This window comes from Streptomyces neyagawaensis (genome assembly GCF_023516595.1).
Taxonomy (GTDB): domain Bacteria; phylum Actinomycetota; class Actinomycetes; order Streptomycetales; family Streptomycetaceae; genus Streptomyces; species Streptomyces neyagawaensis.
The window spans coordinates 65,862-78,297 of the sequence record NZ_JAMGBG010000013.1 but is presented as its reverse complement, the minus strand read 5'-3'; the positions used below and the strand labels follow the sequence as shown (position 1 = coordinate 78,297).

Here is a 12,436-nt window from a genome sequence, read left to right as displayed (position 1 = left end):
GATGAGCGCGCCGGAGGCGTACGCCCTCGGCGTGCGGCGCTTCCGTGCTCCCGTCGACGGCGACCTGGAGGACCAGGAGGACCAGATGGACATCTCGCTCGAAGTGATCCCGCTGCCCGTGACCGACATCGACCGGGCCCGGGACTTCTACCGGGACAAGGTCGGTTTCCACGTCGACATCGACCAGGAGGTCATGCCCGGCATGCGCATCGTCCAGCTGACGCCGCCGGGCTCCGGTTGCTCGATCGCGCTGGGCGACATGATCTGGGAGATGGCCCCCGGCCCCAAACCGGCCCCCGGCTCCTACCAGGGCCTCCAGCTCTGCGTCGCCGACATCAAGGCCGCCCGCGCCGAACTCGTCGAACGGGGGCTCGACGTTTCCGAGCCCGTCCAGTACGCCCCCGACGACGGCGCCACGTTCATGTACTTCACCGACCCCGACGGGAACGGCTGGGCGATCCAGGAGTACCGCCGCCGCGCCACGGAGCCGCTGCACCGTGTGCTGGCGGACCTGGCCGCACGGGAGCGGTGAGACCGGCCCGCGACTGCGGGGCCCCGACACGGAGACACCGCGGCGCCTGCGCACGCCACGTCGAGGCCGTTGCGGTTGCCCTTGGGGATGTTGCCACCGCCGTTCTGGCACGTGAACGGGGGATCGGCGTCGGCGATGCCCGCGGCACTGCCCAGGCTCGTCAATGGACCATGACGCCGTGCGGGCGGCCGGGGTCGTGCGGTGGGCGGGGCGCCCCGGTCGTCCGCGTACGGGCGCCCCACCCGCGCTTCGCTCACCTCACCGGACGTAGGACTCCACGTAACCCCGCGCGGGCGATCCCACGCCCGTCACGTCGTCGTAGCCGCGTACCGCCGTCAGGGAGCTGTCCCGGCCGAGCGTGCGCACGGACGTGACCAACCCCTCGGAGGCGTCGTACGTGTTGGCGTAGTCGACGCGGGCCACGGCCAGACCCGTGCCGGCGCCCAGGGGGGTGTCCGTCACGTCGTGGTACGCCTTCGTGCCGTAGCGGGCGTAGATCGCCGGGTTGGCGAAGCCGAGCGGCCGGCCGCCGCGGGCCTGCTGGGCGAGGGACTGGACGGCCGCGATGACCGGCGCGGCGAGGGAGGTGCCGCCGATCCGGTACTCGCTGTACCGCTGCGACCCGTCCGGGAAGGACTGCGTCTGTCCGACCAGGAAACCGGTGTTGGGGTCGGCGATCGCCGCGATGTCGGGGACGACGCGGTTGCCGGCCGCGCTGTTGGCGGTGGCGAGGGCGTGCGGGACGACACCCCGCTGGTAGAACGGCTCGGCGACCGTCCTGCTGGTGCCGCCGCCCGCGCCGGAGGTGAAGGCGCCGGGGAAGCCCGTCCAGCTCCCGCCGTCGTCGGCGAGCGTCGCCTTGAGCGTGCCCCAGCCGGTCTCCCACAGATACGTGTCGTTCCTGCCGACCGCGAGGGACGTACCGCCGACCGCCGTCACCCACGCCGAGTTCGCCGGGGTGTCGACCTGCTTCGTCCCGGTGTTGGCGACCTCGTCCCCGTTGTCACCGGAGGAGAAGTAGAAGCCGATGCCCTCGACCGCGCCCAGCTGGAACACCTGGTCGTAGGCGGCCGCGAGGTCGGGCGTCTGGTGGGCCTCGATGTCGCCCCAGGAGTTGGAGACGATGTCGGCGAGGTGGCCGTCGACGATCGTGCCGAGCGCGTCGAGCAGGTCGTCGTCCTGGCAGGACGAGGCGCCCACATAGGTGATCCGCGCGTCCGGCGCCACCGCGTGCACGGCCTCGACGTCGAGGGTCTCCTCGCCGTACCAGCCGGACGCCTGGCAGTCGTCGGTATGGGTGTAGTTCTTCGGCAGGACCTGGCGCAACTGCCCTGCGGCGTACGGCGCGTCGCCGTGCAGGCCCGCGTAGGCGGCCGCGTCCGCGACGATGGTCGGGGAGGCGTACGCGTCGGTGATCGCGACCCGCACCCCCTTGCCGGTGTACCGGCCCGCGCCGTACGCGGCCCGCAGCTGTCGGCCGGTGTAGCCCTTCACGGCGTACGGGATCTTCTTGCCGTACGCGTCCGGCAGGGTGCTCGCGATGTTCGAGCCGTAGTACGAGGAGAACGGTCCGGAGTTGCGGAACACGGCGCCCGGCGGCGGCAGTTGGTCGTCGTGGGTGGCCCGGTGGGGTGCAGTGTCCAGGCCGGTGACGGTGAGGACGGCGCCGTTCAGGGTGGCCGGTGCGGAGGCCGTCGTGGTGGGTGCGCGATAGGTGTGGCCGTCCTTGCGGTAGTTGTGCAGCTCGGTGCCGAAGGCCCGCTCGGCGGCCGCCACTTCACCGGTGACCGTGACATAGCGCCGGGTCGTGCCGGTGATGCGCAGCCCGGCCCCCTCGAGCCAGGACTTCACGGCCGAGACCTGCGCGGGGGTCGCGCCGAAGCGTGCCCGCGCCCGCGCGGCGCTCAGATACCTGCCGTACGACGCCGACGACGGGTCGGAGACGGCCCTGGCGTAGGCGGCCAGCCCGTCGGCGTCCCGGCCGGCCAGGTAGACGCGGAGAGAGACGGAGGAGTTGTCGGCGGCGGCTCCCCGGTCGGCCCGGGCGGTGGCCCACGCGGGCCTCGTCCCCCGCAGGGTGTCCCGGCCGGGGTGGGGCGCGGCCTGCGCCGCGGGCGCCCCCAGCGTCAGCGCGCCGGCGAGCAGGGGCAGTGCCGTGGCCAGGCTCGCGCCGGCGCGCAGCGCGGCACGCCGTGACCTCGTGGATCTCATGGATGAACTCCCTGGGATGCGGTTCGTCGCGAGTGGGTGGGGTGGGCCGAGCGGATCCGGTGGATACGTGTGGATCACTCGGCCTCGGCCACTCTCGCGATGAACCGTTCATGCCAGGGAATGGCTCGGGGCACGGCTGGGCCAAGAAGCGCCCAAGCGAACGTATCGACGCCCCAAGGAACCGTATGCGCAAGCGATTTGCGGCATACCTCCCCGGGGCGTCATGCCCACCGAAGGGCTGAGGTGCTGAACTGCCGGACGCGCCAAGGGGCGGTGGACGGATGGCGGATGCGGCCGGACGGGCCGGCGGTGGTGGGGGTGACCGGGTGGGCCGGAGGCGGTGGACCGGGCCGGATGGGCCGGAGGTGATGGAGGTGACCGGACGGGCCGGAGGCAACGGACGGAGCCGGGGGGCCGGAGGCGGTGAACGGGGCCGGATGGGCCGGAGGCGGTGAACGGGGCCGGATGGGGCGCAGGCGGTGGACCGGGCCCCTTGTGTCACAGCAGTCGGCCCGCCCGATGTTGTGTCGGGCGGGCCGGTGGGGGCGTGGGCGGGTGTCGTCCTACGGGCGGGGTGCGGCCCCCCGGGCCTTCAGCAGGTCCGTCATCAGCGAGATCTCGGACTCCTGGGCGTTGACCATGCCCTGGGCCAGCTTCTTCTCCACGCCGACCGTGCACTTGGCGACGCAGCCCTCCGCCATGTGGATGCCGCCCTTGTGGTGGTCGGTCATCAGCTGGAGGAAGAAGATCTCGGCCTGCTTGCCGTTGAGCTTGCCCAGCTTCGCCATCTCCGCGTCGGTCGCCATGCCGGGCATCAGGGAGCCGTCCTCGCCGGAGGCCATGTCGCCCATGCCCATCCAGGCCATCGGCTTCTGCGACGACACCTTCGGCAGACCCCACAGGTCGAGCCAGCCGATCATCATGCCGCGCTGGTTGGCCTGGGTCTGCGCGATGTCGTACGCGAGCCGCCGGATCTCCTCGTCGTCCGTGCGGTCACGGACGATGTACGACATCTCGACGGCCTGCTGGTGGTGGACCGCCATGTCCCGGGCGAACCCCGCGTCCGCGGAGTCCGTGGCGGGGGCCTTCATCCCGGAGTCGTCGCCGTCGGCGACCGCGTACGTGATCGCCCCGGCCGCGACGAGTACCGCCGCGGCGCCGGAGGCGATCCAACCGATGTGCTTCATCCGTCCCACTGTTCCAGATCGCGTTCGGCCGTCGTCAGGAAATGCCGTTGGTGCAGGCGGCACCCGGCTCGGGCGTCTGCTGGCCCTGGACGAACTTCTGGAAGAACTTGTCCACGTTCGGGTCGGTGGCGCTGGTCACCGTGCGCTGGTGGCCCCAGGCGTTGAGCATGATCGGGTCCTTCTGGCCCTCGACCGGGCTCATCAGGGTGTACGGGGTCTTCTTGACCTTGGCCGCGAGCGCCTTGACGTCCGCCTCGGAGGCCTTGCTGTTGTACGTCACCCAGACCGCGCCGTGCTCCAGGGAGTGCACGGCGTTCTCGTTCTTGATCGCCTTGTCGTAGACGTCGCCGTTGCAGTTCTGCCAGACCGGGTTGTGGTCGCCGCCGACCGGGGGCGTCATCGGGTAGGTCACCGACTTGGTGACGTGGTTCTGGGTGAGCTTGGTGCTCCAGGTCTTGACGCCGTCCGCGTCCGTGGTGAACTTGCCCTTGCCCTTGGCGTCGCTCGCCGTGGCGCTGTCGGCACCGTCGTTGTCCGCCTGCGAGCGGATCAGGACCGTGCCGCCGACGACGAGGCCGGCGACTATCACCACGCTGGCGCCGATCACGAGGATCCGGTTCCGGCGCTCACGGGAGCGCTCGGCACGGCGCATCTCCTCGATGCGCGCCTTGCGCGCCGCGCTGCTGGTGTTCTTGGCGGCCATGGGTTGAGTCCTTAGTGGGGGATGAGGCGGATGGGACAGTAGGACCAGCTGATCGTAATTTGATGGGCTCCCTCTCGTAAACGAGGGATCCCGCCCTCCCATGGTCGCGCGCGGGGCGGGAGGGGCGCGCGGTTATGACCAGGGCGTTACGGACGGGTACGGCCGTGGCCGTATGCCGGACGCCGCGGGCGTTACGCGGGCGCCCGCGAGCAGGCAAGATGGGCGGCAGAGAGGTTGAGCGGCGCAGCGCGCGGTACTTCTGCCGTACGCCTGCCGTTCAGCCCGTGGTCGGTCCGCCGATCAAGGTGCGCAACACGCGTGAAATGGTGTTGTGGTGGGATGCTCAGACGCCCGACCGCATCCCGACGCTCGGGAGCAGGACGGCCTGACCAGCAAGGAATGGGTGGAAGCGGAAGATGGACAAGCAGCAGGAGTTCGTGCTCCGTACCTTGGAGGAGCGCGACATCCGTTTCGTACGCCTGTGGTTCACGGACGTGCTGGGCTTCCTGAAGTCCGTGGCCGTGGCCCCTGCCGAACTGGAACAGGCGTTTGACGAGGGCATCGGCTTCGACGGCTCCGCCATCGAGGGCTTCGCCCGGGTATACGAGTCCGACATGATCGCCAAGCCGGATCCGTCGACGTTCCAGGTCCTGCCGTGGCGCGCGGAGGCCCCGGGCACGGCCCGGATGTTCTGCGACATCCTCATGCCGGACGGCTCCCCGTCCTTCGCCGACCCGCGCTACGTCCTCAAGCGCGCCCTGGCCAAGGCGTCCGACCTGGGGTTCACCTTCTACACGCACCCCGAGATCGAGTTCTTCCTGCTGAAGGACAAGCCGCTCGACGGGTCCCGCCCCACCCCGGCCGACAACTCGGGCTACTTCGACCACACCCCCCAGAACGTCGGCATGGACTTCCGCCGCCAGGCGATCACCATGCTGGAGTCGATGGGCATCTCGGTCGAGTTCTCCCACCACGAGGGCGCGCCCGGCCAGCAGGAGATCGACCTGCGCTACGCCGACGCGCTGTCGACGGCCGACAACATCATGACGTTCCGCCTGGTCATGAAGCAGGTGGCGCTGGAGCAGGGCGTCCAGGCGACCTTCATGCCGAAGCCGTTCTCGGAGCACCCCGGCTCGGGCATGCACACGCACCTCTCCCTCTTCGAGGGCGACCGGAACGCGTTCTACGAGTCGGGAGCGGAGTACCAGCTGTCGAAGGTGGGCCGCTCCTTCATCGCGGGCCTGCTGAAGCACGCGGCGGAGATCTCCGCGGTGACGAACCAGTGGGTGAACTCCTACAAGCGGATCTGGGGCGGCACCGAGCGCACCGCCGGCGCCGGCGGCGAGGCGCCCTCGTACATCTGCTGGGGCCACAACAACCGCTCGGCCCTGGTCCGCGTGCCCATGTACAAGCCCGGCAAGACGGGCTCGGCACGCGTCGAGGTCCGTTCCCTGGACTCGGGCGCGAACCCGTACCTGGCGTACGCGCTCCTGCTGGCCGCCGGCCTCAAGGGCATCGAGGAGGGCTACGAGCTCCCGCCGGGCGCCGAGGACGACGTCTGGGCCCTCTCCGACGCGGAGCGCCGCGCGATGGGCATCGAGCCGCTCCCCCAGAACCTCGGCGAGGCCCTGGCCCTCATGGAACGCAGCGACCTCGCCGCGGAAACCCTCGGCGAGCACGTCTTCGACTTCTTCCTGCGCAACAAGAAGCAGGAGTGGGAGGAGTACCGCTCCGAGGTGACCGCGTTCGAGCTGCGCAAGAACCTGCCGGTGCTGTAAGCGCAGGCCAGGGCGGGTTTCCCGCTGTGACGGCACGTGGGGCCGACGGTCGTGGGCCGTCGGCCCCACGGTGTCTCAGTGGCCCTGGGCCGTCTGTGGGCCGTCAGACGAGATCTCGCGTCCCAGCATCCAGGGCGATCGATGGAGGCGAGACAGCTTTGAAGCTGGGCCGAACCCTGCGGGGCGCGTGCGGGAGGGGTCATGGAACTTGGATGAAGCAGTGGCACAGCGAGACGCTGCATGTATCGTTTTATGTCCTGCGGCCGTAAACCACCCACGCGGGCTAATTGTCGCCCCTCCTATGTGACTATCGCGTTACAGAGGGCAATGCTCGTACCTTCGATGGGTGCAGTGGAGCACTCTTCTAGCCGTAGTCATTGGTGCCATAGTTGGCGGGTTAAGTACCGCCCTGGCCGATCACCTTCACTGGCGCAGAGGCGTGATTGAACGAGACCGGGAGAACCTCCGCACGGCCTACGTGGAGTTTCTCGACGCCGCTGCTCAAACCGCGTCTGCCATCAGCGACGCAGCTCACGATCTGGCAAATCCACTCGATGAGCGCGCGAAGACCGCTAGGCAAGCAGTCAATCAACTTGGACTGTATGCGAACCAGTTTCACGTCGAACTGACTGCCCCCCACCCCATCTTGCCGTTGGCGGACAAGGTTGTAGGGGCAGTCCTTACCCTCCGCAATGCCGTAGCGGAGGGATCACTTCCAGGGTCCCAGCCCTACGAGAAAGCTTGGGACAAAATCCACGAGACCCGCCGCGTCTTGCGGAATGCCATGCGAGATACCATCTCCCGGGGGCAAGGCGATTAGATCGTAAGGCCGCAGTCAACACTGATGTACGCGTGAACCGCAGGTGACCCTGCAGCTTCTGAGTCTCAAGCGACGTAGGTAGGGGTCCCGTCGTCAGGATTCGTTTGGCGTCGAAACGCCACCTTCGTACAGGCTGTCCACAGCCTTCCGGGCTCGTGCGTCGCTGCTCGGCATTAGGTGCGTGTAGACCCGGAGCGTGAACCCCGGATCGTTGTGCCCGACGTAGGCACTGAGTGCTTTGACGTTCTCGCCGGCGTCCAGCAGAACGGACGCGTAGAAGTACCTGAGGGCGTGCATGCCGTGCTCGCGGGCGGCCTGGTGACGCTCGCCAGGCTTGGGCTCGGGGATGACGCCAGCGGCGACGAGCGCGGCCTTCCATGCCCGAAGGTTGAAGTCGGTCCGTCGAACTGCGCCGGCATCGTCGAGGCGGGTGAACACGAGCCGCTTCGTGACAGGCGGACCGTCCGGCCGCAGCCAGGGCAAGGTGACGTCGACCGGCGGGAAGTCCGCCATGTGCTGCTTGAGGATCTGCGCTACGCGATCCGGCAGGGGGACATCACGCTCTTTTTCCCGCTTGGGCGGCGCAAACACCAGATGCCCCCGGCCACCTTCACCTGATTTGCGATGTGCAGCCATCCAGTGTCGAACCCGATCGCTTCGACAGACAGGCCGAAGATCTCGCCTTGCCGCAGGCCACATCCGCCGCCGACGTCGACTGTCGCGCGAAAGCGCTCGGGGAGGGCCGCACGTATGGCGAAGACGCGCTCGGCGTCCCACGGCACAATGCGGCCCGTCCCGGGTGCCGGGGGACGAACAGATTGCGCGTGGCACGGGTTCTTCGACAGGTGACCGTCGTCGACGGCGGCGTTAAGGACCGTCGATACGTTGTTGTAGATCACGCGCCGGTACGACGACGCGGGTACGGCGGACTCCAGGCTGCTCAGCCAGTCACGAATGTGTTCAGGCTTGAAGGAACCGAGTGGGCGCGGCCCGAGGTAAGGAATGGCGTGCCCCCTCAGTGACGATTGGACGGACTCCCGGGTCGTCATGGCGGTGGTCTGCGTGCTCAGCCATTTTTCCGCGTACTGCCGGAACGTGGTCCGTGCCGTGCGCGGGTCGATGTACTCCCCGCGCGCCATGTCCGCCTCAGTCTGAGCGAGCCACTGTTCAGCGAGCCGCTTCTGTCGGTCGGGGGAGCTCTTGGATTTCTCGGTGCCGTCGGGGCCGATGTACCGGGCCCGGTAGCGCATGCCGCTGCCGTGGCGGTCGGTCTTGACGCGGACGGTCTTGCCGCCGGTGTTCGTCTCGGTCTTGAACCAGCGGTCTTGGATGCGGCCTGCCATGTGGCGGCGGTCCTCTCAACACACAGCAGGGAGAGCCGCTGGGCGGCGGCTCTCCCTGCTGTCTGCGGTGGGTGTTGGGTTAGGCGGCGTTCTGGTCGGTGCTCTTGCGTTCTGCGACGTGGGCGAGCACGTCGGCGGGGTCGTATCGGATGTACTTGCCGATGCGGAAGCCGGGCGGGCCGATCCGCTTCTTTCGCCACTGGTAGACGGTCTCTTTGGGCACCTTGAAGATCACGGCGATGTCGTCGGCGGTGAGGTAGCGGTCCGGCAACCCGCCGCGGAGCGTGGCGCGCGGGTCGGGCTGTTCACGTGCGGTGCTCATGGCATGTCCTCCGGGCGCGGGTGGGGTTCCTGTTTCGGGGGCGCGGTGGTCTGTGCTGTCCGAAGCTGGGATTTCTGCGTCATAGCGTCACCTGCGTCAATCAGGCTTCTGACCTGCTGGTTCCGGTGACGCAGCAGGGTGGGCCCTGCGTCACCGATGACACGGGCGCTCGTCACGGGGTGACGCTGATGACGCGGGATGACGCAGGATTCACCGTCTGCGTCACCCCCTGTTGCCGCAGGTCAGCGGCCGTCCGTCGGGCCCGTGGTGACGCAGTGACGCAGACCTTCCCTACTTAGGAAAGAGAAAGGGTGGTGTCTGTGGTCTTACGTCACCGCTCAGGGCTTGAAGAACGGGCCGCTTCGCGGCGCGACCTGCGCAGGGCGGCTGTCGCCGCCGAACAGCAAGAGGAGCACCCCCGGCGAGGCGTGCTCCTCTTGCCTGTCCGGGCGGGCGGTCAGAACGCGGTCCGCTGCTCGGGCGGCGGGGGCGGGGCCTGGCGACCGATTTCGATGTAGCGGGCGGCGCTGGTGCGCCCCCAGTCGACGAGGACGCCCCGCGCGGCCAGGGTGGGCTGGATGCGCCTCAGCCGGTCGGACAGCACCTTGCCGGTGGTGTGCCACCCCTTGGGCAGGGGGCGGCATTCCTCACCGCTGTAGAGGGCGGTCAGGGCGTGCAGCCACTCCGCCGACGTCATCCGCACCTCTTCGCCAGGGGTGAGTTCGGCGGCGTGCTTGAGGACCGTCTGCGCCAGGAGATCACCCTCGATGACGTCGTCGTTGAGGTCGTCCAGGCCGGCCCGGTACGCGGCCAGCGTCCCGAAGCCGGTGGCGGTGTCGAGCTGGGCACACAGATGGGCGAAGTCGGCCATCCGCAGATCGGTCGGGGTCTCGGCCTGTACCGCGCGGACCTTGACGGTCAGGTCGAGCAGGGAACCGAGAACGACGGGCAGGATCTCGGCGTACTCCGCCCACAGCTCCGCCTCGGTGCGCCGCACCCGCGGGCGTTCCAGGCGCAGGGTCAGGAGCCGTTCGGCGAGATCGGGGCGGATGACACCGACGTCGATGCCGGTCAGCAGCATCGGGCGGCGGTAGCGGGAGCTGACGACGTCGCCGTCGGTGAACAGCGCGCGCTTGATGCTCTCGGCTCCGGTGATGACGCAGCACATGAGGTCGCAACCAGAGAACGGTCGAACCCGCGACGCGTCGATGATCGAGCGCCGTCGGTCAGCCTGCATACAGTGTCGGGCGGCCTTCCCACGTTGGGCCGACGCAGTAGGTGATGCACCCTGAAGCCACAGCCTCGGTGCCCGCAGAGTCGGGCCGTCTGTGGGCCGTCGAAGGGTGGCCCACGGCGACCAACGACAGCCAATGACAACCGCTCGATCACAGGGCAGAGCTGCGCCGACGTCGATCGCGGGAGGTCGGTCCGGGCCGACGTCACTTCCTGCGCGAGAAGTGATAGAGGTGGGATCTCGCACTCAGGTTCAAGGATGGGATGACGCACCTTCGGGCTGGCCGCCCAGCATGCCCCAGAGGGGACTGCCGCACCAGTGGCAGTCAGCGTCACCACGGTCGGGATGCACGACTGGAAAGTTCCAGTCCACCTCAACGCCTCGTGGTCGTTTCTTTACGGCTGATGGTGACGCAGTTGACTTGCCATGCGCCTGACGCTGACGGTGATCGGATGCGTGGCCGGCAGGTGGGTGCAATCGGTTTCGAGCGCGGTGAGGCGCTCTAGTGCGTCGCCGTCTCGCCCGCCCTCCATCAAAAGCTGAACCACCCCCCTGCGTCGGTCCAACACGGCGAGGTCCCCTGGCCCCAGTGTGCTGATGCTCTTTTGTACGGCAGTTTCGAGAAGACGTAAGCCCTCGTCATGGGCTCCAGACAAAAATGTGCTGCTTGCGAGCCCAAATTCCAGGCCCAGGACGACGCGATGATGCTCCCCCAGTATTGAAACTGCTCTGCCTGTCAGTCGTTCGTAAAGAATGCGGGCTTCGGAATGGCGGCCACAGTGCAAAGTGAAGGACGCGACCATGCTTTCTGCCATCAGAGTCTCCTCATGGTCAGCGCCGAACTCTTGTCGAAGAGCCCGCGTTCGTTGCTTGGCGACGACCAAACCTTCCTCTGCGGACCGCATGGGCGCGTCCGATTCCCATAAGATTGCCTCGGCTTGGCCGATACCTGCTTCTGCCGCACGTCGCAGTGCCGGGAGGGCGAGAGGGAAATTGCCCGTCAGATAGACGTTGCAGGCAATGGTGTAGGCCTCATGGGGTGATGCAAGGTCCATTACTGCAACCCATACCGGTTCTGGTATGGCGTCATGCGTAGGAAGGTCGATCAAATAGTCGAAAGCCAAGAGTCCATGCTCGATATTGCCGAGTAGCAGACTGTTCGCCCCCGCTGGGACCGTCGGGGTCAGAGCCCAGGTCAGCGCCTCTGGGAACGACTCGGGACGCAATTCCGTCCCACCGCGACGAACAAGGTAACCCTCGTGAAGCTGCTGGAGAACTTCCGCGGGCAGAGGGCGGTGGTAGCCAGCGCGGCGGGCATCGACAGCCGCTGCAACCAGTGCCGCTCCGCGAGGGTGGTGTCCTGGGACCCACGCATGCTGCCAGCTTTCGACCAGTTCCGGGCCAGCCGCTAGCAGTTCGGCCACCCCGAAGCGTTGATCGCCGGCCAATGCGCGGACGAGTCGGGGGTCGGTCGTCAGTGCACGAGCGCGTTCGCGCTCGGTGTCTGTCCATCGCCTCTCGACGTGGACCACTTGAGCTTGTCTCAATACGGCCCGGCCTTGACGCCAAATTTCTTGAGCAGGCCCGGAAGCCTCGATCTCCGCACGATCACGGTAGCGGTCGTACTCGTGACTGCGCATGGTGGCCAGAACCAGCACCTGCCGGTCCGAGATCAGCAGGCGCTGCAGCGTGGACATGGTCAGGCCTCCTGGCCCCAGAAAGCGTTCTAAGTCATCCAGCCACACCACACAGCCGTTTTTGGCATCCCAGTCGTCTAACAGCACTGCAATGGCCTCGCGCGTTGAGGGAGCTACAAAATGCTCATCAGGATGCAGCAGCCGAATCGCCTCGAAAGCAGCTCGCGTCTTACCCGAAGTGGACTCGCCGACCAGGAGGACGAAGCCCCCCCGGCGCAGGGCAGCGTGCAGGTGCGGCTCTATATCGCGAGTGACATACGCCGGAACCCTATCGAGCCTGCCTTCCCGCTCAGTGGGCTCGGCCGGGTGCACTCCCACCGCGATGGGGTCACGCAAATCCCGCACCAGCGGAAAGCGCCCTCCAAGTGAGGCGATCTGCAGGGCCTCCGGCCGGCGACGAGCCGCCTCAGCCTGCCGCTGCCACTCCGATTGAGCGCCTAGTGCAACAACACTCACAACGGCCGCGACCGCAGCCCCCAGCACTCCTGCTGATGCCTCCGACCCCCACAGAGCAGCGAGCAGTCCAATCACCGCGCTGACGACCACCACAGCGACCAACCGCACCCACGGTCGGTACTGACTCCCCGTAATTCCCACCGTTCCCCCCAC

7 protein-coding genes and 2 pseudogenes are annotated in these 12,436 nt (G+C 67.9%); 2 read left to right on the top strand and 7 right to left on the bottom strand.

The window, feature by feature from the left end; genetic code table 11:
- The first annotated feature begins 85 nt into the window (after positions 1-85).
- Positions 86-532, top strand: coding sequence for a VOC family protein (locus M8J73_RS08590; RefSeq protein ID WP_055542284.1), 447 nt, complete (start codon positions 86-88; stop codon positions 530-532).
- A 258-nt stretch (positions 533-790) separates the two neighbouring features.
- On the opposite strand, the gene M8J73_RS08585 is transcribed toward M8J73_RS08590, so the two are convergent.
- From M8J73_RS08585 to M8J73_RS08575, 3 genes are all read right to left on the bottom strand, one after another.
- A complete protein-coding gene (locus M8J73_RS08585; RefSeq protein ID WP_249828412.1) occupies positions 791-2,743 on the bottom strand; it encodes a S53 family peptidase in 1,953 nt (650 codons plus the stop codon).
- A gap of 563 nt (positions 2,744-3,306) precedes the next feature.
- Positions 3,307-3,930 (bottom strand): DUF305 domain-containing protein, encoded by a 624-nt coding sequence (locus M8J73_RS08580; protein WP_055542419.1) that lies wholly within the window; start codon positions 3,928-3,930, stop codon positions 3,307-3,309.
- 34 nt (positions 3,931-3,964) lie between these two features.
- Positions 3,965-4,633 (bottom strand): thioredoxin-like domain-containing protein, encoded by a 669-nt coding sequence (locus M8J73_RS08575; protein WP_055542420.1) that lies wholly within the window; start codon positions 4,631-4,633, stop codon positions 3,965-3,967.
- Positions 4,634-5,049: 416 nt separating this feature from the next.
- Here M8J73_RS08575 and glnA2 point away from each other — a divergent pair, with 416 nt between their 5' ends.
- Positions 5,050-6,411: a gamma-glutamylpolyamine synthetase GlnA2 gene (gene glnA2, locus M8J73_RS08570; RefSeq protein WP_249828411.1), complete on the top strand. Its 1,362-nt coding sequence runs from the start codon at positions 5,050-5,052 to the stop codon at positions 6,409-6,411.
- 913 nt (positions 6,412-7,324) lie between these two features.
- On the opposite strand, the pseudogene M8J73_RS08565 reads toward glnA2, so the two are convergent.
- From M8J73_RS08565 to M8J73_RS08550, 4 genes and pseudogenes are all read right to left on the bottom strand, one after another.
- Positions 7,325-8,574, bottom strand: a pseudogene (locus M8J73_RS08565) (tyrosine-type recombinase/integrase).
- A gap of 79 nt (positions 8,575-8,653) precedes the next feature.
- Positions 8,654-8,896 (bottom strand): helix-turn-helix domain-containing protein, encoded by a 243-nt coding sequence (locus M8J73_RS08560; protein WP_055537951.1) that lies wholly within the window; start codon positions 8,894-8,896, stop codon positions 8,654-8,656.
- 457 nt (positions 8,897-9,353) lie between these two features.
- Positions 9,354-10,070 (bottom strand): annotated as a pseudogene (locus M8J73_RS08555) (AICE element replication initiation protein); the annotation flags it as partial.
- 455 nt (positions 10,071-10,525) lie between these two features.
- Positions 10,526-12,391, bottom strand: a complete 1,866-nt coding sequence (locus tag M8J73_RS08550; protein WP_157873091.1) for a hypothetical protein — start codon at positions 12,389-12,391, stop codon at positions 10,526-10,528.
- Positions 12,392-12,436: the final 45 nt, after the last annotated feature.

Coding starts and splice junctions, on each gene's coding strand:
- M8J73_RS08590 (WP_055542284.1), top strand. CDS start 86: ATGGACATCTCGCTCGAAGTGATCCCGCTGCCCGTGACCGACATCGAC.
- M8J73_RS08585 (WP_249828412.1), bottom strand. CDS start 2,743: ATGAGATCCACGAGGTCACGGCGTGCCGCGCTGCGCGCCGGCGCGAGC.
- M8J73_RS08580 (WP_055542419.1), bottom strand. CDS start 3,930: ATGAAGCACATCGGTTGGATCGCCTCCGGCGCCGCGGCGGTACTCGTC.
- M8J73_RS08575 (WP_055542420.1), bottom strand. CDS start 4,633: ATGGCCGCCAAGAACACCAGCAGCGCGGCGCGCAAGGCGCGCATCGAG.
- glnA2 (WP_249828411.1), top strand. CDS start 5,050: ATGGACAAGCAGCAGGAGTTCGTGCTCCGTACCTTGGAGGAGCGCGAC.
- M8J73_RS08560 (WP_055537951.1), bottom strand. CDS start 8,896: ATGAGCACCGCACGTGAACAGCCCGACCCGCGCGCCACGCTCCGCGGC.